Below are 20,539 nucleotides of genomic sequence, written 5' to 3'. Positions count from 1 at the left end.
CTCGCTGTGGTCGGTCAGGGTAGGGTGATGGTCAGGTGGGCGGTGCGCCCGGGCAGTTGCACGACCTCGTTGTAGCTCGCCAGCTGCTCTTCGGTATGGCTGCCGAGGAGCGCGTTGAGGCCGAAATAGCCGAGCAGGCCGACCACCGCCAGCACCGCCGCCGGCGCCCACAATGGCACCACTCGGCGCAGTGTATGAGCGACCTTGTCCGGCGGCGCCCAATGCGGCGCGAAACCGGTGCGCTTGCCCTTGAGGTAGACGATCTCGTCGCCGAGGCGGGCAATCAGGTAACCAAGCTTCTCCGGCCCTTCCAGGCGGTACTTGCCCTCGAAACCGAGCAGCAGGCAGTAGTGGTAGACCTCCAGCGACGGCAGTCGTGTCGCGCCCTGGGCGCGCAACTGTTCGAGTTGGTCGAAGAAGTGTTCGCCGGCGAGGTGCTCGCCGAACAGCCGCAGTTGCAGCGGGTTGCATTCCCACGCGTCGCGCAGCGATGACGGCTGGCTCAGCATGGCCTCGTCGACCGCCGCGCAGAATGCGTACTTGGCCGCGTAGACGTCCTCCGAGGCGATCCCGAGCTTGGTTGCACCGCGCTCGACACCATCGAGAAAGCGTTGCACCGAATCGACGAACGCCGTCTCGCTGGCGGGCAACTGGCCGCGCTTGAGCAGCATCAACAGGTAGAAACCGTCGGCCATCAGGTCGAGCAGGCTGCGCGGGTTGGCGCCGCCGCTGGGCAACGGACTGACCTGTGCCGGCGACAGCGACGGCATGCCTTGTGGGACGGGGGGATTGGCGTAGTTCATGGCTTCCTGCCGCGGGCGGGGTGCGAAGGGTGGATCAGGGGGTCAATGCGATCAGTTCGAGCTTGAGTTCGCGCAGCCCCGAGGGGACGTAGATCATCAACGACTGCGACTTGAGCATCCGCTCGTACAACGGGCCGCGCGGCTCGATCGCGAAGTACTGGCAGCCCGGCCGCACCGGGATCGCCGCAGGCACCTGCGCGGCGTGGGTCAATTTGACCCCGGGCAGCGCCGACAGCACGCACTTGTCGACATCATCCGGCGCACCGACCTTGAAACGCACCGGCACCGTCTGCACCAGTTCCGCCCCCGGCATGTCGGCGCCGACGCCGAGGTAGAACGCGCAGTCCTGGTCGATCTTCTGCGAATCCAGCCGGCCGAGATGGAACGACGGCTTCACTTCGCTCAGCGTGATCGCGAAGTAGCGCGCCGAGATGACCGTGCCGAGCAGTTCGCGGACCATCCCGAACAGACGCTCGAAACCCGCTTCCGGCAATGCGTGCTGGTAGCTCGGCAGGTCGGCGAGGGAATAGCTCTTCGAGAACGTCAGCAAGCCGCCGGCCAGTCGCAAAAGCTCCTGATGCAGGCGCTCGGGATGCAGCCCCGGATGGCGGAACAGGTGCGACAACGCGGCGAATGCGGCGTTGGCGGTATGCAGCAACCAGAACGAGGCGATGTCGCCGGAGCGGAACTCGACCACCGACTGCGATGGTTCGCGATGCAGGCCGTGCAATGCATCGGTCTTGGCCTGCAGGTTGTCGAGCAGCCGGCGCAGTTCGGCCAGCAATGACGGCGCGGCGGCCAGGCTCAGACTCGGCGCCAGGAAGTCGTCATCGAACTCGAATCCGCCAGTAGCGGTCCTGCGTACCCGGGCCACGGGCACGCTCACGTAGGGGTCGCGCGGCTCGTCATCGGTCAGCAGCCGCACGGTCTTGCGCAGGTAGCCCACCTCGGCTTCGCCGGCATCGGTATAGAGGTCGGCCGTTGGTCGCGTGGCTTGCAGGTAGCGGGTCGTGGCCTTGCCATCGAGATCGCTCCCGCAGTTGCCGCCGTGGTCTTTCAGCAGGGGCAGGGCGAGGTGGATCGTGGTCGATTGCACGCCGGCCGGCAGATTGCCCAGTGACAGCGCTTCGGGCAACTCGTCGTCGCCGGGGGCGCTGTAGATCTCGCCGTCGGGAAAGATCACCGACAGTTGTTGTGCGCGCAGGGTCCCGCTGGAAATCGCCTGCGCATCGAAGCGAGCCTGCCGGACACCCCACGTGTAGGGGTGCGCCGCCTGGGCGAACTCCTGCAACCGCCCCTCGTGGTAGGCGTCCTGGCGCTGGAAGTGTTGCGGGCGCAGGAACAGGCCCTCGCCCCAGAAAACCTTCGACATCCGACTCATGTTGCGACTCAATCCCTTGATGGCCGGCGCGTGGTGCGCCGGTGGTGCTCCATGTCCATGCCCGGACGCAGCGATGCCGCGTCGAGGCGCGCAGGTTACTACAACTCGCCGTCCCGGCCGCGCGGCCCGCTCAGCCTTGTGGTGGCGCGCAGCTGCTCGACGCAAGGCTGTGCGAAGGACCTGCCAGTCGGGTTTCCAGCGCCGGACTCGACGTGGACATCGCGCAGGCATGCAGGCCGACCGTGATGCCATCCCTGGTGGCCTCGTCCGCATCGAAGGCAAACCGCCAGCGGCTGCGTGCCGGTGTACGGAACAATGCGACGATGCCGACGTGCGCGCCGTCGGCCGGCAGCCTTTCGAGCACTTCATGGCGCTGCCCGGGCGCGAGCAGGATCTCGGTGACACCCAGCAGGTCGTCGCCGAGCACGTCGTGCTCGCGTTGCTGGTCGAGGAACACATCGAACGGTGCCGCCTCGAAGCGCTCGAGATTGCGCAACTGGTACACCCGCACCACCAGCGAGAGTGCGCGCTTGCCGTCGCCGGCGTTGAGGTTGTCGCCGGTGTAGAGGCGCAGCGGCACTTCATGCGTCTGCGTCTTGGTATCGCCCAGCCCGACCGCTTGGAGGCCCTTGTCGAATGCTTGTTTGATACCGCCTTGGCTGCTGCATCCGGTGGCCACCAGCAGCACGGGCAACAGCACTGCGAGCCATCGGCGGCAGCGTGAGCGGGCATGGGGGGACTGCAGGGTCGAGGGACCATCCATAGCGTGTTGCTCCATTGCGAAGGTGTCGGCGGTGAAGAGCGACGTTTTGCCAAAGTCTTCTTGACAGCGGCAAATTGAGGTTACTATATCTGCCTGAGGTGCTTCCAAGTGTGTTCACTTGGACATGGAGTTTTCGCCGCACATGCACCGTGCGCGCCCACAAGGAGAGTGTCGAATGAATCCCCGTTACGTGGCGTTTTGCCGTTTTGTCACCGTGGCCGCACTGGCCACGATGCTCGGTGCGTGCAGCACCATGGCCAGCAAGGACACCGGCAACTATGCCGCATTGCTTGGCCAGGCCGAGGCCGAGGTGTCGGCCGGTCGCGTCGAGTCGGCGCTGGTCGCTTTCGACCAGGCTGCCAAGGCCGACCCTACCCGCAAGGAGCCCTGGGTGCGCAGCGCCCAGCTGCAGTTCGACACGGGCAACTACGGTCGCGCGATCGTTGCCGCCGAGGAAGTATTGCAACGCGACCCCGACGACAAGGTCGCCGACAGCGTGCTGACCGTGGCCGGTCTGCGGATCGCGTCGGAGTCGCTGCAACGGTTGCAGGGCAACGGCGCGCTGGCGTCCGACACCGCCCGCACCGAGGCCGAGCGCCTCGCCGCGACCATGCGCGCGACGATGGGCGAGGGCATCCTCGATTCGGGCGAAGAGGAGGCCAAGCCGCGCCCGGCGCGCCGCCGTTCGACGGCACGGCGCGCCGCGCCGGCCCCGAAAGCCGAGAGCAAGCCGGTCGCAGCCAATCCGTTCGAAGTGTTGGGTGGCGGCTGAGCGCAGCTCGCCTCCGTTCGCGTACTCGTCAGGGAGACGATGAGATGTCCAAGAAGGAAAGTATCCAGAAGCGGCTGGAGAAGGTTCGTCCGCCGCGCGTCCAGCTCACCTATGACGTCGAGAAGGGCGACGCGATCGAACAGAAGGAGATCCCGTTCGTGGTCGGCGTGCTCGGCGACTTCAGCGGCCAGCCCGAACAGGCGCTGCCGCGGATCAAGGACCGCAAGTTCGTCAACGTCGACCTCGACAATTTCGACGAGGTGATGGAGGGCATGGCGCCGCGCGCGGCCTACCGGGCGCCCAATACCCTGAGCGGCGATGGCAGCGAGATCGCGGTCGAGATGACGTTCAAGTCGATCGAGGATTTCCGGCCCGAGGCCGTGGTGCAGCAGGTCGAGCCGCTGCGCAAGCTGCTGGAGGCGCGCACCAAGCTCGCCGACCTGCGCAACAAGGTCGCCGGCAACGAGAAGCTCGAGGATCTGCTCAACGACGTCCTCGCCAACACCGAACAGCTCAAGCAGCTCGGCCAGAAAGATCCGGACGGGCAGGAGTAAGCCATGAACGCACAGGCAAGTGCAGCGCCCGCCGCCGGCATCGCCGAGCTCGGCCTGCTCGACCAGATCGTCGAGCAGAGCAAGGTCGCCAAGTCCGCCAGCGAGCACCAGCGCGCCAAGGACATCATTTCCGAACTCGCCCGCGAAGTGCTGCAGGGCACCGTGGTTATCTCGGAAAACCTCAACCTGACGCTCGACGCGCGCGTCGCCGAGCTCGACCGGATGATCTCCGAGCAACTCACCGCGGTGATGCACGCGCCGCAGTTCCAGCAGCTCGAAAGCACCTGGCGCGGCCTGCACTACCTGTGCGGCCAGACCTCGACCGGCTCCCAGCTCAAGATCAAGGTCCTCAACGCCTCCAAGAAGGACGTGGTCAAGGACTTCAAGTCGGCGATCGACTTCGACCAGAGCGCGCTTTTCAAGAAGGTCTACGAGGAAGAATTCGGCACCTTCGGCGGCTCGCCGTTCGGCGCTCTGCTGGGCGACTACAACATCGGTCGCCAGCCCGAGGACATGTACTTCATCGAGCAGATGTCGCACGTCGCCGCGGCCGCGCACGCGCCGTTCATCTCGGCCGCCAGCGAGGACATGTTCGGCCTCGAGAGCTTCACCGAGATGGGCAAGCCGCGTGACCTGGCCAAGGTGTTCGACACTGTCGAGTACGCCAAGTGGAAGTCGTTCCGCGACTCCGAGGACAGCCGCTATGTCGGCCTGACCCTGCCGCGCTTCCTCGGCCGCCTGCCGTATAACCCCAAGGACGGCACCACCGTCGAGGGCTTCAACTACGTCGAGGACGTCGACGGCAACGACCACTCCAGCTACCTGTGGTGCAACACCGCCTATGCGTTCGGCGCGCGCCTGACCAAGGCGTTCGAGGACTTCGGCTGGTGCGCGGCGATCCGCGGCGTCGAGGGCGGCGGACTGGTCGAGGAGCTGCCGACCCACACTTTCCGCACCGATGACGGCGAGGTCGCGCTGAAGTGTCCGACCGAGGTCGCGATCACCGACCGCCGCGAAAAGGAGCTGTCGGACCTGGGCTTCATCCCGCTGGTGCACTGCAAGAACACCGACTACGCCGCGTTCTTCGGCGCCCAGTCGGCGCAGAAGAGCAAGAAGTACAACACCGACGCGGCCAACGCCAATGCATCGCTGTCGGCCCAGCTGCAATACATTTTTGCCGTCTCGCGGGTCGCCCATTACCTCAAGGCGATGATGCGGGAGAAGATCGGCAGCTTCGCCTCGGCAGGGAACGTCGAGGATTTCCTCAACCGGTGGATTGCCCAGTACGTGTTGTTGGATGACAACGCGACGCAGGAAGCGAAGGCGCAATTTCCGCTGCGAGAGGCTTCGATCCAGGTGTCGGAAGTCCCCGGCAAGCCTGGTGTTTACCGTGCGGTGTCGTTCCTGCGGCCGCATTTCCAGCTCGATGAGCTGTCGGTTTCGTTGCGACTTGTGGCCGAGCTTCCGGCCAGCTCCAAGTAGCAACGGGTTGTGGTGGTACGGCCCGGGCAACCGGGCCCTGATCGACGGGGCACAGACCCTGCACTGTGGTGAGCAGTTCGCAACTGGCTGTAAACCGCGCCGGATCGGCTCGCATTGGCGGGTACGTCCGGCATCAATCTCACGGAAGAACGGAACAAAGGAAACCAGACCATGCAACACGCATTTCTCAGCATCGACACCATCAAGGGTGAGTCCAAGGACGCCGAGCACAAGGATTGGATCGAGATCGAATCCTTCAACCAGGACGTCCTGCAGCCGCGTTCGGCAACCGCATCGAGCGCAGGTGGCACCACCGCCGCCCGCGTCGAGATGACCCCGATCGAGCTCAACAAGCGCATCGACCTGGCGTCGACCGCGTTGTTCCAGGCGTGCGCCAACGGCACCACCTTCCCCAAGGCCCGCATCGAGTTCCTGCGCGCCGACAAGGACGGCAAGGCGATCAACTACTACACGATCGAACTGCTGAACGTGCTGGTCCACCGTGTCTCGACCGCCCTGGGCCATGACGGCATGCCGTCGGAGCAGGTTTCGTTGAGCTTCGGCGCCATCAAGTGGTCCTACACCCAGCAGAAGCAGGGTGGTGGCGTCGGCGGCAAGACCGTCGCGCAGTGGAGCAACACCAACAACAAGCCGACCTACACGGTCTCTTGATGTGTTGATGCGGTGGCGGCTTCGGCTGCCACCGCATTGCTAGTGGAAATCGGCTCGGAGTAACTGCATGGAAGCCGCTACCGGCCAGAGAAATCGACGAATTCGCGCGACGAGGCACGAAGAAGGGGCCTGGACCGTCCATCACAGGCTGACTCCCGCCTCCTGGAGCGACGTCGTGGAAATCGTGCTGGGCGACTGTCCCGATCGCTGCAAGACCGCGGTCTACGAGCTGACGACCAGCGCAGGTGGCTATCGGGTGTCCCGGGAATCGTTCGAGTACATCCTGCAGACCGAGCGCTACATGGCGCATCCATACGTTCCCGGCGGTAACACCGACAGCGGGATCACGATTGGTTACGGGTACGACCTTGGGCATCAAAGCGCCTGGCAGGTTCGCCAGGATCTACGTGGCCTGCTGGATGAGAAGGGACTGCAGGCTTTGCTGCAGGTTGTCGGCCTGCAGGGAGAACGGGCCAAGGCGGCCGTTGCCGAGATGCCCCAGGTGGAGTTGGGGCCGGACGAAGCGATGGAGTTGGCAAAGCGCATGAAAGCCCGTTACGCGCAACGTGTAGTGGATATCTATCCGCAGGTGGTCGATTTGCATCCCCACTGTGAGGGAGCACTGTTGTCGCTGGTAATCAATCGGGGCTCGTCGTTGAACAGCAGGGATTCACGCCGGGAAATGCGGGAGATTCAAGCCGACCTGGCCTCCGACCACCCCGAACGTGTTCCGGATCGGTTGCGTTCGATGAAGCGTCTATGGGAAGGCAAGGGACTGACTGGCTTGTTGCTTCGGCGGGACAAGGAGGCCGAATTCTTTGAGCGGGGGGTGAGATGCGACTGTTCGGAATAATCGCGGTCTTCTTTCTCGCGGGATGCGTATTTGCCGGTGAAACCGCGCACCCCGCAACAGACTGCACGAGCCCGGATCAGCAGGAACTGATGGCCTGTATCGACGCCCGTGCTGATTCGGCGGAGGACGGGTTGCAGCAGGCCTACTCGAAGGCCGAATCCAGCATCGATACGGCGCACCGCCAAGGGCTGGGCAGCAGTCAGGGCCACTGGCAGAAATTCCGCGACAGTTACTGCCAGTCGGTGTACGACGAGATCAGCCTTGGCCGGGAGGCGCCGATTGAGCGGCTGGTCTGTCGTGAGCAGCTCGCCCTCGATCGCATCGCCGAACTTGATTACGTTTCGGTTGGCTCGTCGGGCGAATTCCGGAGGCTCCTGAACGCACTGGAAGGCGCCGGTTACGAACGGGATGAACTTGTAGCCCGGCTTGACGCCATGTATGCCGATGAAGAGCTTTGGGTTCAATACGTGAGCGTGCATTGCGAGCTGCTGGCACGCGTTGCTGCAGCGGATGAGCAGTTGTGCCGTGCCCGTATGAACCTCGAACGCAGTTACTGAACGCCGCTGTATTGGACTGACCCATGAAAGGATTCGAACCCAGCCTGCTGGAAAAACTGTTCGACGACGAACCGCGAGCGACCGCCGCCAGTGGCATCTTCAAGTCGATCTCGCTTGACCAGTACAAGGAATCGGTCGCCCGCGACCTCGAAGGCCTGCTCAACAGCCGCGCCGCATTCACCGAGGACGCCCTCAAGGCGTACCCCAATTGCCAGAAGTCGCTGATGACCTATGGCCTGCGCGATTTCTCCAGCAAGAGCCTGGCCAACGGTCACGACCGCGCCGCGATCTGCCGCTCGCTGGAACAGGCGATCGCGCGCCACGAGTCGCGCCTGCACAATGTCCGGGTCAGCCTGGAAAGCAACGGCCGGGCCATCGGCGGCCTGCATTTCTCGATCCACGGCCTGCTCGACGTGCAGCCTGCGCGCGAGCCAATCAGCTTCGACGCGATGCTGCAGCCGAGCACCCTGCAGTACTCGGTCAGCCGCCTGCGCCGCGCCGCGGTCGCGGCCTGAACGACCTGAGAGCCTGAGATGGAGGACCTGCTGCCATATTACGAGCGCGAACTGGCGTTCCTGCGTCGCTACGGCAAGGAGTTCGGCGAGCGCTACCCGAAGATCGCCGGCCGCCTGCTGCTGTCGGCCGACGGCAGCCAGGACCCGCACGTCGAACGGCTGATCGAATCGTTCGCGCTGCTCAGCGCGCGCACCAACAAGAAGATCGAGGACGACTACCCGGAGTTCACCGAAGCGCTGCTGGAGGTGATGTACCCGCATTACCTGCGGCCGTTCCCGTCGTGCTCGATCGCCCGCTTCGACATGGGCCCGGCGCTGGCCCAGCTCAGCGCGCCGGTGACCATCGCCCGCGACACCCTGCTGCATTCACGCAGCGTACGTGGCGTCAGCTGCCGCTTCCGCAGTGCGTTCGATGTCACTTTGGCGCCGATCAAGGTGCGCGAGGCGCGCTATCGGTCCATCGCCGAAGCGCCGCTGGCCACCAGCCTGCCGTCCGGCAGCGGCGGCCAGGTCTCGTTGTCGTTCGAGCTGATCGGCGAGCAGCAAAACCTCGCCGCGCTCGGCCTCGACCGGTTGCGCCTGTTCACCGACGGCGAACCGTCGTTCTGCGCGGCGTTGCGCGACACCCTCGGCTTTGGGGTGCGCGCCGCCTACCTGGAGCCGGCCGGCAGCGGGCGCTGGATCGCGCTGGACAAGTCGCCGCTGCAGCAAGTCGGGTTCGCCGACGACGAGGCGCTGATCGACTTCCCCGAGCGTTCACACCCGGCCTACCGGTTGCTGACCGAGCTGTTCGCATTCCCGGAGAAGTTCGGCTTCTTCGACCTCGACCTCAAGGCCTTGCGCGGCCACGCCGGTGCCAGCTTCACCGTGCACCTGGTGCTGCACGCGCAACCGGCCGACCACCCGACCGCGCGCACCCTGGAGGCGCTCGGTCGCGACAACATCCAGCTCGGCTGCACCCCGGTGGTCAACCTGTTTGCCCAGCACGGCGAACCGATCCGGGTCAGCCACCGCAGCACCAGCTACCCGGTGGTCGCCGACGCGCGTCGGGCGTTCGCCTACGAAGTGGTCTCGATCGACTCGGTCAAGCGCGTGCGGCAAACCCCCCAGGGCGAGAAGATCACCGAGTTCCGCCCGTTCTATTCGCTGCACCACGGCGAGACCCCCGATGCCACCGGTCACTACTGGCTGGCCCACCGCGACGAGCGGGTCGCCCGTAGCAGCCCGGGATACGAGACCGAGCTGTCGTTCGTCGACCTCGACTTCAACCCGGTGCAACCGCAGACCGACGTGGTCAGCCTGGAGCTGACCTGCAGCAACCGCGACCTGCCCAGCCACCTCGCCTACGGCGTGCAGGGCGGCGACCTGACCATGGAAGGCGGCGGCGTCGTGCGCTCGATCGCGATGCTGCGCAAGCCGAGCAAGCCGCTGCGTTTCGAGCGCGGCCGCGGCGCGCAGTGGCGGCTGATCTCGCACCTCGCGCTGAACCACCTGTCGCTGACCCAGAGCGGCCTGCCGGCGCTGAAGGAGATGTTGCGGCTGTACGACATCGCGCGTTCGTCGGTGTCCGGCCGGCAGATCGAGGGCATCGTCGCGCTCGAACACCGCCCGACGAGCGCCTGGTTGCCGGGCAGGCATTTCGCTAGCGTGGTGCGTGGCATCGAGATCCGCCTGACCGTCGACGAGGCCGCGTTCGTCGGCCACGGCATCGCCGCGTTCGCGCGCGTGCTGGACCACTTCTTCGGCCTGTACGTGCACGCCAACAGCTTCACCCAACTGACCCTGCTGTCGTCCGAGCACGGCGAGGAACTGATCCGATGCGAACCGCGCAGCGGCGAATCGATCCTGGTGTAGCGCAGCAACTGCTCGCCAAGCCGCATCGCTTCGAGTTCTTCCAGGCGTTGCGGATCCTCGAGCGGCTGTTCGTGCGGCAAGGCGTCAAACCGGCCGACGTGGTCCCGCAGCGGCTGCGCTTCGGCAACTCGATGTCGCTGGGCTTCCCGGCCAGCGAGATCGAATCGGCGCAGGCGATTTCCAGCGACGGCACCGCGCTCGATCGCGACAGCGCGGTTGAGCATGCGGTGACGATGGAGGATCTCGGCGAGGTGCGGCTGACGCCGGCCTTCATGGGCCTGCTCGGCAGCCACGGCGTACTGCCGCTGCACTACACCGAAACCCTTGCCAGTCGCGAGCTCTACCAGCGCGACCGCACCGCGCGCGCCTTCCTCGACATCTTTGCCAACCGTGCGGTGGCGTTGCATTACGCCGCGTGGAAGAAGCACCGCCTCGCCCTGCAGTACGAGCTCGACAGCAACGAGCGCTTCATGCCGCTGGTGCTGTCGCTGTCCGGGCTCGGCATGAAGAGCCTGCGCGGGCGCATGCACGACGGCGACGGCGACGTGTTCGACCAGGCGGTGGCGCATTACGCCGGCGCGATCCGCCAGCACCCGGTGTCGGCACGGATGCTGCAGCAGATCCTGTCGGACTATTTCGCGGTGCCGCTGCGGGTCGAGCAGTTCGTCGGTGCCTGGTACGACGTACCCGACGGCCAGCGCACCCGCCTGGGCATGGGCAACGCCGCGCTGGGCAGTACCGCGCTGGCGGGTGACCGCGTCTGGCAGCGCGACCTGCGCATGCGCCTGTGGGTCGGCCCACTGGAGCGCGAACAGTTCGACGACTTCCTGCCCGGCGGCCGTGCCGCCAAGGGCCTGGCGAAGTGGCTGACCCTGCTGACCGGCTCGTGCCTGGAATACGAGGTCTGCCTGAGCCTGAAGCCCGAGCATGTACGCAGCGTCGGTTTCAGCAAGGGCGCCGGCGCGCGGCTCGGCTTCGACAGCTTTGTCTGTTCGAGGCCGCCGACGCAGCCCCGCTCTGACACCCGCTACGGCATCCACGCCCTGCAATAACCCCCCTTTCAGATCCAACGCATGGAACGCACCGCATGAGCATCAACCTCAAGACCCTGATCGGAAAACTCAACGACCCCTGCCGCCAGGCCGCCGAGCGCGCCGCCAACCTGTGCCTGGCGCGCGGCAATTACGAGGTCGACCTGGAGCATCTGTTCCTGGCGCTGCTGGAGAACCCGCGCGGCGATGTGGCGTTGATCGCCCAGCGCAGTGGCATCGGCCTCGACAGCCTGCGCAAGGAGCTGGAAACCGAAATCGGCCGCTTCAAGGCCGGCAACACCCGCACCCCGGTGTTCTCGACGCACCTGCCGACGTTGTTCGAACACGCCTGGCTGCTGGCCTCGTTGGACGCGCAGACCACCCGCATCCGTAGCGGCCACCTGCTGCTGGCGCTGCTGACCGAGCCGGGGCTGGCGCAGCTGGCGTACCGCGGCTCGGCGCAGTTCGTGAAGATCAAGCGCGACGAGCTCAAGCACAACTTCGCCAAGCTGACCGAAGGCTCCAGCGAAGCCGGCGATGTGCGCTTCGCCGACGCGGATATCGCCGTCGATGGCGAGGACGCCGCGCCCGCCGCCGAGCCGGGCCTGTCGAAAACCCCGGCGCTCGACCAGTACACCACCAACCTGACCGGGCGCGCCCGCGACGGCCACCTCGACCCGGTGGTCGGCCGCGACCCGGAAGTGCGGCAGATCGTCGACATCCTGCTGCGCCGCCGCCAGAACAATCCGATCCTCACCGGCGAGGCCGGCGTCGGCAAGACCGCGGTGGTCGAGGGTCTTGCCCTGCGCATCTCCGCCGGCGACGTGCCCGAGGTGTTGCGCGCGGTCGAGTTGCACACCCTCGACATGGGCCTGCTGCAGGCCGGGGCCAGCGTCAAGGGCGAGTTCGAGAACCGCCTCAAGAACGTGATCGACGAGGTCAAGAAGAGCCCGCACCCGATCGTGCTGTTCATCGACGAGGCGCACACCATGATCGGCGCCGGCGGCCAGGCCGGCCAGAGCGATGCCGCCAACCTGCTCAAGCCGGCGCTGGCGCGCGGCGAGCTGCGCACGATCGCCGCCACCACCTGGGCCGAGTACAAGAAGTACTTCGAGAAGGACGCCGCACTGGCCCGGCGCTTCCAGGTGGTCAAGGTCGAGGAGCCGACCGAGACCCTGTGCGCGGCGATGCTGCGCGGCATGGTGCCGCTGATGGAGAAGCACTTCTGCATCCGCGTGATGGACGAGGCGATCACCGAGGCGGTACGGCTGTCGCATCGCTATATCAGTGGCCGGCAGCTGCCCGACAAGGCGGTCAGCGTGCTCGACACCGCCTGCGCCAAGGTGGCGCTTGGGCAGAGCGCGACCCCGGCGATCATCGAGGACACCCGCAAGCACCTGGACCGGCTCGGCGCCGAGCTCGCCGCGCTCAGGCGCGAAGCCACCGGTGGCCACGACCACGACGAGCGCCTGGCCGAACTGCTCGCGCAGCAGTTGCAAGCGCGCCAGGTACTGACCGACAACGAGAAGCGCCTCAAGACCGAAACCGCGATCGCTCAGAAGATCCAGGCCCTGCGCGCCGATCTGGAGACAGATGCGGCCAACACTTCGGAAGCGGGAGAGACCACGCCCGAAGCCGATGACGGCGACACCGCCGTCGCCACCAAACCCAAGACCGTCAAGTCCCGGGCCGGCAGGAAGGCCGCCAAGACCCTCAGCCCCAAACTCGCCGAACTCGACCTGCTGCTGGCCGAGCTGCGCGCGCTGCAGGGTGAAACCCCGATGGTCCCGCTGCAGGTCGACGGCGGCGTCGTCGCCGAGATCGTCAGCGCCTGGACCGGCGTGCCGCTGGGCCGCATGGTCAAGGACGAGATCCGCACCGTGCGCAACCTCGCGCCGCTGCTGGCCGAGCGGGTGATCGGCCAGGACCACGCACTCGATGCGATCGCCCAGCGCGTGCGCACCGCGTCGGCCAAGCTGGAAGACCCGAACAAGCCGCGTGGCGTCTTCATGTTCGTCGGCCCCTCCGGCGTCGGCAAGACCGAGACCGCGCTGGCACTGGCCGACATCCTCTACGGCGGCGAGCGCAAGCTCATCACCATCAACATGAGCGAGTACCAGGAGGCGCACAGCGTGTCCGGCCTCAAGGGCAGCCCGCCGGGCTACGTCGGCTACGGCGAAGGCGGCGTGCTGACCGAAGCGGTGCGCCGCAACCCGTACAGCGTGGTGCTGCTGGACGAGGTCGAGAAGGCCCACCCGGACGTGCTGGAGATGTTCTTCCAGGTGTTCGACAAAGGCCAGATGGACGACGCAGAAGGCCGCGAGATCGACTTCCGCAACACCCTGATCATCCTCACCAGCAACGTCGGCTCGTCGCAGATCATGCAGGCCTGCCTCAACAAGCCGGCCGAGGAGATCCCCGCTGCCGATGCATTGGGAGACGCGCTGCGCCCGGTGCTGATGAAGACCTTCAAGCCGGCCTTCCTCGGCCGCATGAAGGTGGTGCCGTACTACCCGATCAACGACGACGTGCTGGCGATGATCATCACCCTCAAGCTCGGCCGCATCCGCGACCGGGTCGAGGCCAACCACAAGGCCGCGTTCGAATGGGATCCGAGCCTGGTCGAAGCGGTGCTCGCGCGCTGCACCGAGGTCGACTCGGGCGCGCGCAACGTCGACCACATCCTCAATGGCACCCTGCTGCCGGAGATCGCCGAATCGGTGCTGGCGAAGATGGCCGAGGGCGATCGGATCGAGAAGCTCAAGGTCAGCGCCGGCAAGAAGGGCGATTTCAAGTACAAGGTCAGCTGACCGGCCCTTTCAGGGTCCGGTCGCGGGTATCATCTGCACGACGAATGATCCACCCACATGGACGTGTGGGCCGCCCACGCGGCGGCCCCGCGATATCGCAAGGAGGCGAATGCCATGGATGTCCTCGCCACGGTTCTGAGTACATTGGCCGGCGGTCCGAAGCAGTTCGACCGCCTGCTGCACCTGCATACCCCGCTCGGCCCCGACGTGCTGGTGGCCGAGAATCTCGACGGCGTCGAGGCGCTGGCGCCGTCGGTCGATGCCATCGCCGGTTTCCGGCTGCAGCTGACCGCGCTGTCGGTCGACGCCCACCTCGACCTCGCCGCGCTGCTCGGCCAGCCGGTGCGGCTGGAGTTGCAGACCGCGGACAGCATCGGTGCGCCGCGCGCGCTGCACGGCCACGTCACCGCGTTCGAGCGGCTCGGCAGCAACGGCGGGCTGGCGCGTTACCGCTTGGTCGTCGAGCCGTGGCTGGCGCTGCTGCGCGACCGCGTCGACAGCTACGTGTTCCAGGACATGAGCGTGGTCGAGATCCTCGAAGACCTCTTCGCCGACTACGTGCCCGGTAATGGCAGCGGCCAGGGCAAACTCGCCCCGGCCTGGCGCTGGGACCTGGCCGACCCGGCCGTCTACCGCAAGCGCAGCCTGACCACCCAGTACGAGGAGTCCGACCTCGCGTTCGTCGAGCGGCTGCTGGCCGACGAGGGCCTGTTCTACTGGTTCGAGCACGAAGGCAACGCCGACGGTGACAGCCTCGGCGCGCACACGATGGTGATCGCCGACCACAACGATGCCTTCGCCGATCTCGGCACCGTGCGTTATCACCGCAGCGACGCCACCGAGCGCGATGACAGCATCCAGCAGTTCGCCGCGACCCGGCGCTGGCAGACCGGCCGCCTGCAGCGCGCCAGTTGGGATTACCGTCGCCTCGACACCCGCGCGACCGAGGCCGATGCCGACGTTCCCGGTGCAGTGATCGCAGCGGACATCGACACCGCCGGCTTGTACGCCTGGCCCGGCCGCGTGACCGGCGAGCGTTTCGCCCGCCAACAACTGGAAGCGTTGCAGGTTACCCGCGACACCGTCGACGGTGCCGGTACCTGGCGGCAACTGCAGCCCGGCGGCCGCTTCGCCCTGAGCCAGCATCCGGCCTATGGCGTCGATGCCGAAGGCGAATCGACCAACCGCTTCCACTGCCTGCGCCTGCACCACCGCGCCCGCAACAACCTCGGCGCCGAGATCCTCGCGCAGGTCGAACAGCAACTCGGTCTCGCCGACCTGTCGACTGCCGCGTTGCCGGCTTCGCTGCACGCTGCCAACGGCAGCGCGGCTAAGCAGGCGGACCCACCATCGGCCGACTTCTACCAAAACACCTTCGCCGCGTTGCCGGCCGCCGTCCCCTACCGCGCCCAGACCACCGACGGCCACGGCCTGCGCCTGCATCCCAAGCCCAGCGTGAGCGGCACCCAGACCGCCATCGTGGTCACCGACGGCGCGCCGCTGCAGACCGATCGCGACCATCGCATCAAGGTGCAGTTCCCGTGGCAGCGTGGCGCCAACGCCAGCCATCGCCAGCCGCACCCGGCCGGCGGCGACAACGCCCCGGGCACCGATACGGCCTGGACCTGGGTGCGCGTGGCCGCCCCGTGGGCCGGCGACAACTGGGGCAGCGTGTTGCTGCCGCGTCGTGGCCAGGAGGTCGTGGTGGCCTTCCTGGAAGGCGACATCGATCGCCCGGTCGTGGTCGGCAGCGTCTACAACGGCCGTGGCCAGATGGATGCCCCGCACAACCAGGCCAGCGGTGGCGCGGCGAACGCCACCGGCAACGCCCCGGCATGGTTCGACGGCAACGCTCACAACGCGGTGTTCACCGGGTTCAAGTCGCAGGCGCTGTCGGCCAGCCAGAGCGGCAACGGCGGCTACCAGCAGCTGCGGCTGGACGACACCCCGGGGCAAGGCCGCGCGCAGGCCAGCACCACCCAGCACGCGACCACGTTGTCCCTCGGCCATCTCAAGGGCGGCAAGGACAACGTCCGCGACGGCGAGCGCGGCTTCGGCGTCGAACTGTCGACCGCCGCCAGCGGCGCCGTGCGTGGCGGCAGCGGCTTGCTGCTGAGTACCGAGCGCGGCCGCGCCCAACTCGACGCCGACGGCGCCCGCGCCCAACTCGACAGCGGGCGGCAACTGCTCGCCAGCCTGGCCGAGGTCGCCAAGGCCCAGGGCGCCGACCTGCCCGATGAGGCCGCCCCGTTGCCGGCCGACGACGGCCGCAAGACCCTCGGCGAGGCCTTGGCGGCCACCGCCAGCGGCGGCCAGGCCGGGCAAGGCGTCGGCGGCGGCACCGGCGATGCCCCCGGCTGGAGCGCGCCCGCGCTGGTCGCCAGCAGCCCAGATGGCATCGCCAGCGTGACCCCGGCCGACCAGGTCTGGGTCTCCGGCACCACGATTACCCTGGACGCAGGCGCCGACCTGCAGTGGCTGAGCCAGGGCGAAACTGTCATCGCCGCGGAGAAGGGCATCGCCATGTACGCCCACGGCAGCGAGCCGCCTGCCGGCAAACCCAACACCGAGACCGGCATCGCCCTGCACGCCGCGCAAGGCGCGGTCAGCGCCAGAGCCGCGAGCGCCACTGCGGAAGTCGCCGCGCAAGTGAGCGTCACGATCGCCAGCACCACCGCCGACGTGCAGCTCGCCGCGCCCAACAAGCACCTGCTCGCGACCGCGGCCGGCGCCTACCTCAAGCTGGAAGGCGACAACATCGAACTGGGCGCCCCCGGCACCATCGAGTTCAAGGCCGCCAAGAAGGAGTGGACCTCCGCGCAGAGTGCCACGCTGGAGGCGCCGTCGTTGGCCAAGGGCAAGCTGACGCTGTGCGACTTCAAGATGCAGTCGGCCGACATCGGCGGCGATGGTCCAGTGCCCGTGGATGGCTGACGTGGGCATCGACCACCGACAACTGGCCGCGCACGCCTTCGCCATCCTCAATCCGCTGCAGGTGGGTCGCTCCGAATGGGCCGATCTGCCGATCACCGCGTTGATCCCGCCTGCGCTGTCGGCCAAGGCGGCGGCTATGCCGCTGCTGCTCGACTTGGCGCAGCTGGACGAGCCGCAGCGCATTGCCTTGCTGATCCGGGCCGATGCCTGGGATCGGCATCACGACGCTCCGTTCTTTTCGCTGCTGCTGCAGACCGATGCGTCTGCGGAGCGCGTCGCCGCGCATCTGACCGGGAAACTGCTGCACACCGCGCCCGACGGCGCCAAAATCGTGCTGCGCTGGCACGACCCGCGTGTGTTCCGCCATTTTTGCTGGCTGCTGACCGACGCGCAGTTGCGCCGGCTGGGCGGTCCGGTCACCGCCTGGACCTGGCGCGATATCAGCTTGGAATGGCATACCCATCGGGTGCCCAGCGGCGTCGACATCATCGCCCGCTTGCAACTGAGCGCCGAGCAATGGGCGGTGATCGGCCGAATCGGCGTGCTCAACCGCACGCTCGCCCAACTACAGCGCAACGCCCATCACCTCGTCGTTGATGACGAAGCGTGCCGGCGTATCGATGGCTACCTGCAGCACGCCTACGACGTTCACGAATTTATCGACGAAGCCGACGCCCGGCTGTTCGCCGAACAGGGAATGCGCAGTCCTTACGCCCACGCCCATCCCGAGATCGGAAAGCGCGTGGCCCGTGCCCGCGCGCGCACCAGCACCTATGTCGGTGCCTGCGCCGACCTTGATTTGACCGCTCTCGATGACACGGCCGTCCTCGATCATCGACCTGCCCGCACGCGCACCGTTACGCAAGGAAGCCTCACATGAGCTGCGACCCCTCCAAGACCTGTTCCATCTGTGATCAGCGCGGCCTGCCAATCCTGCCGCTGCGCTACGCTGTTGCCCGCTGCGACAGCAAGGTCAAAGACCGAGCGCCCGAATTGCAGGCTCCGTTCGGTGATGGTGTCGAAGACATCGTCCTGCCGTCGGACTCAGCCCAATACACCCTGCGCTTGCTGCGCCCAGGTTACCTGTACGTTTTTAACCAGGTTCGCGGCGAATGGAAGGCTTATGTCGTCAATGACGACGCCTACCTGACCGAGTTCGACATCCACAGCAAGACTCCGCCGGACACCGGCGAAGCGCAGCCTTGCGAGCGCATGCAGAACTCTGCGGCCGGCCGCTGCGTCATGATTCCCGACGCTGCCGACGCCGGCCCGGTGTGGCTGGGATTTTCCGACACCGCTTGGACGGCTGCTGTGCTCGAAAAGCACCGCCAGCAAGCCTACCGTGATCGTCACATGCAGCGCATCGACGTTGGTAAGTGGGCTCAGGCCAAGGCCGCGCCGGCCACCCAGCCGCACATGCAGCGGCTGGACAAGATTGGCGAGCAGGTCTGCGAGTTTGCGCTGCCGGCGGCGGAGCAGCCACCGCCTCCGGCCGATGCGGTGCACGACGACAACCCTGGCGACGGCGTGATCCGTCTGGCGACGATAACCGTCGTCGCCCGTCGCTACCGGGCGATGGATTTCTCCCTGCATGACTATTACAACGAGCACGCCAAGACCGACAGCGTCGTGGAAGCCGCCACGACTGCCGCCGGCGATTTCGTTCCCGCGATGGTGGCGCTCAATGACCCGGCCGGCATCACCATGGAGCTGGCGCGATTGCCCGCCGCGCGCCTGGAGAACTTCATTTCCGAGGCGGATGTGGCCCGCCCGCTGGCGGTTTCGAGCGCCATCGAAAGTCTCCGCACCGCGATCAAGGACGATGCCGAGAACCGGCAGATCTACCGCACCGAACGTGCCGCGCAGCGGATCCGGTACGGCGGTTACGGTGGCATGGGCGCCACCGGCGCACGGGGCGGTCAAGCCCTGGCGGAACTGTTGATGCCGGAGATCGGGGAGCGACGCGACGCACTGTACGAAGACATGCGCAATCCGAGCGCCGAACTATTGCTGACCGCACGCAACAGCGCCTGGAAGGACTACGCCGATCAGTACGACGAGGGCCGCCGCAGCGCATGGGAGCAGCAATGGCACGCCCGGCTGCGCGCGTTCGACCGAGCTGTCGTCGCGCCGCTGGTGCGCGCCCACGTGGCATGGGTCGCCGGCACCGGGCTGTTCGAGCAGTTCGACTGCAACCACGACCCGGACGACTCGCATTCGGGTCAGGGCTTTGTCGACACCTTGCTGCTGTGTATCCAAGACACCCAGCAGTACAACCCCTGCGCCGACCAGTACCGACAATGGTTGCAGGCCACCGACATCCAGCGCGACAACCTGGTGCTGCGGGCGCTGGCCTATAACCAGAAGGCGATGATTGAACAACTGAATGCGGTGGCGCAAGGCGGGCTGCAGCCCGATTCACTGAAGGGTTTGCCCTGGGACGGCCTGATCAAGGGCTACGAAGAACCGCTGGAGGCGCTGGCCGACGGTGGCAAGAACGCGGTGGTGCGCCTGAGCGCAGCCCTGGGCGGCCCGATCGCGGACTTGGCCGGCAAGGCCGTCGACGGCATGGTCGGCCCCGGGCTTGTGGCGTTGGGCGTCATTGCCAAGGCGCCGGTGGTGATGGTGGACGTCACCATGAGCAAGGCCGATGCCATCGCCGAACTAACCGGGCGGATGATGGCCGTCAACCCGAAAGTGGGTGATCTGCACGACCTCAACCGCGCCATCGAGATCCAGCTGCGCAAAGCCAGGATCTACGGCACTCCGGTCGCGGGCACCGGCCGCTTCCGCTACCTGCTCATGACCGACCCGCGAGTAATCAGCGACTTCCCCGGCGTCGATGCCGAGGGCACGCCCACCGGACGGCGCTTCGCCGAGCATGCGATCCTGACCGAGGCCGACCGCACCCGCCTGACCAGGTTGCGCTGGAACAAGCTGCTGCCCGGTGCGGCCGGCTTGGGCGTGGTAACCGGCATCCTGCAGGCAGTGGCATTGGGCAAGCTGGCCGAAGACATGGACAAGAGCATGGCGCACGAAGCCAACGAGAACACCTGGCGCTACCGCACCAGCATCGCCGCCTTGGCCGGCACTTTGGCTGAGACCACCGGCAAGTGGTCGGAGAGTGCGGCAGCGGTAGGGAGCCGATTGGCAGTGAGGTTGGAACGGTATGTTGGTTTGGCGCTGCGCGTTGGCGGAAAAGCCCTAGGCATCGGCGCGGGCGTGGTTATGGCGGTGTGGGATGGCATCCGTGGATGGCAGGAGATTCAAGAGGGGAATGCGGTGGGGTGGCTGTACATCGGGAGTGCAGTCGCGGGCGTAGGCGCGATGCTCGCGTTTTCGACACTGGGGCCATTGCTATTCGGTGCTGCCGCTACCGGCGTCGGCATTGTATTGGTCGTTCTGGTTGTAGTGATCGCCGTCCTGATCGAAGTATTCAAGGACAACAAGGTGCAGGATTGGTTGGAACGCTGTTATTTCGGCGAGTTCGAGGAAGTCGACCGTTATCGGAGTCCCGCGTTGGAAATGAACGAACTTAAGATTGCGCTGGCAGGCTGA

General features: G+C 66.6%; 16 protein-coding genes. 13 read left to right on the top strand and 3 right to left on the bottom strand.

Annotated elements, in window-relative coordinates; translation table 11 throughout:
- Positions 1 to 14: 14 nt before the first annotated feature.
- The 3 genes from icmH to tssJ all read right to left on the bottom strand — a co-directional run bounded on the left by icmH (position 15) and on the right by tssJ (position 2,884).
- Positions 15 to 803 (bottom strand): type IVB secretion system protein IcmH/DotU, encoded by a 789-nt coding sequence (icmH, locus tag ACT9F5_RS08815; protein ID WP_445119576.1) that lies wholly within the window; start codon positions 801 to 803, stop codon positions 15 to 17.
- 34 nt (positions 804 to 837) lie between these two features.
- Positions 838 to 2,175, bottom strand: a complete 1,338-nt coding sequence (gene tssK / locus ACT9F5_RS08810) for a type VI secretion system baseplate subunit TssK (RefSeq protein ID WP_445119575.1) — start codon at positions 2,173 to 2,175, stop codon at positions 838 to 840.
- A 139-nt stretch (positions 2,176 to 2,314) separates the two neighbouring features.
- Entirely contained in the window at positions 2,315 to 2,884 is a 570-nt protein-coding gene (gene tssJ, locus ACT9F5_RS08805) for a type VI secretion system lipoprotein TssJ (RefSeq protein ID WP_445119574.1), read from the bottom strand.
- 295 nt (positions 2,885 to 3,179) lie between these two features.
- Here tssJ and ACT9F5_RS08800 point away from each other — a divergent pair, with 295 nt between their 5' ends.
- The 13 genes from ACT9F5_RS08800 to ACT9F5_RS08740 all read left to right on the top strand — a co-directional run bounded on the left by ACT9F5_RS08800 (position 3,180) and on the right by ACT9F5_RS08740 (position 20,539).
- Positions 3,180 to 3,719, top strand: coding sequence for a tetratricopeptide repeat protein (locus tag ACT9F5_RS08800; protein ID WP_445119831.1), 540 nt, complete (start codon positions 3,180 to 3,182; stop codon positions 3,717 to 3,719).
- A 44-nt stretch (positions 3,720 to 3,763) separates the two neighbouring features.
- Positions 3,764 to 4,273 (top strand): type VI secretion system contractile sheath small subunit, encoded by a 510-nt coding sequence (gene tssB / locus ACT9F5_RS08795; protein WP_445119573.1) that lies wholly within the window; start codon positions 3,764 to 3,766, stop codon positions 4,271 to 4,273.
- A 3-nt stretch (positions 4,274 to 4,276) separates the two neighbouring features.
- A complete protein-coding gene (gene tssC, locus ACT9F5_RS08790; RefSeq protein ID WP_445119572.1) occupies positions 4,277 to 5,755 on the top strand; it encodes a type VI secretion system contractile sheath large subunit in 1,479 nt (492 codons plus the stop codon).
- A gap of 171 nt (positions 5,756 to 5,926) precedes the next feature.
- Positions 5,927 to 6,427, top strand: a complete 501-nt coding sequence (locus ACT9F5_RS08785) for an Hcp family type VI secretion system effector (RefSeq protein ID WP_332616431.1) — start codon at positions 5,927 to 5,929, stop codon at positions 6,425 to 6,427.
- 67 nt (positions 6,428 to 6,494) lie between these two features.
- On the top strand, positions 6,495 to 7,280 hold the full coding sequence (locus tag ACT9F5_RS08780) for a pesticin C-terminus-like muramidase (RefSeq protein WP_445119571.1): 786 nt from the start codon (positions 6,495 to 6,497) through the stop codon (positions 7,278 to 7,280).
- Positions 7,262 to 7,837: a lysozyme inhibitor LprI family protein gene (locus tag ACT9F5_RS08775; protein ID WP_445119570.1), complete on the top strand. Its 576-nt coding sequence runs from the start codon at positions 7,262 to 7,264 to the stop codon at positions 7,835 to 7,837. Before ACT9F5_RS08780 ends, ACT9F5_RS08775 begins: the two co-directional genes overlap by 19 nt.
- Positions 7,838 to 7,860: 23 nt before the next feature.
- Complete coding sequence (gene tssE / locus ACT9F5_RS08770) at positions 7,861 to 8,352, top strand: type VI secretion system baseplate subunit TssE (protein ID WP_445098110.1); 492 nt, start codon at positions 7,861 to 7,863, stop codon at positions 8,350 to 8,352.
- A gap of 18 nt (positions 8,353 to 8,370) precedes the next feature.
- Positions 8,371 to 10,206: a type VI secretion system baseplate subunit TssF gene (gene tssF / locus ACT9F5_RS08765; RefSeq protein ID WP_445119569.1), complete on the top strand. Its 1,836-nt coding sequence runs from the start codon at positions 8,371 to 8,373 to the stop codon at positions 10,204 to 10,206.
- Positions 10,170 to 11,258 carry a type VI secretion system baseplate subunit TssG gene (gene tssG / locus ACT9F5_RS08760; RefSeq protein WP_445119568.1) on the top strand — a complete coding sequence of 363 codons (1,089 nt, stop codon included), beginning with the start codon at positions 10,170 to 10,172 and terminating at the stop codon, positions 11,256 to 11,258. The genes tssF and tssG overlap by 37 nt, the downstream gene beginning before the upstream one ends.
- A 35-nt stretch (positions 11,259 to 11,293) precedes the next feature.
- Entirely contained in the window at positions 11,294 to 14,047 is a 2,754-nt protein-coding gene (gene tssH / locus ACT9F5_RS08755) for a type VI secretion system ATPase TssH (RefSeq protein WP_445119567.1), read from the top strand.
- 114 nt (positions 14,048 to 14,161) lie between these two features.
- Complete coding sequence (locus tag ACT9F5_RS08750; RefSeq protein WP_445119566.1) at positions 14,162 to 16,981, top strand: type VI secretion system tip protein TssI/VgrG; 2,820 nt, start codon at positions 14,162 to 14,164, stop codon at positions 16,979 to 16,981.
- A gap of 1 nt (position 16,982) precedes the next feature.
- A complete protein-coding gene (locus ACT9F5_RS08745) occupies positions 16,983 to 17,861 on the top strand; it encodes a DUF4123 domain-containing protein (protein WP_445119565.1) in 879 nt (292 codons plus the stop codon).
- Complete coding sequence (locus ACT9F5_RS08740) at positions 17,858 to 20,539, top strand: T6SS effector BTH_I2691 family protein (protein WP_445119564.1); 2,682 nt, start codon at positions 17,858 to 17,860, stop codon at positions 20,537 to 20,539. The genes ACT9F5_RS08745 and ACT9F5_RS08740 overlap by 4 nt, the downstream gene beginning before the upstream one ends.

This window comes from Lysobacter sp. F6437 (assembly GCF_052547215.1).
This window is presented reverse-complemented; position numbering and strand designations above follow the sequence as displayed.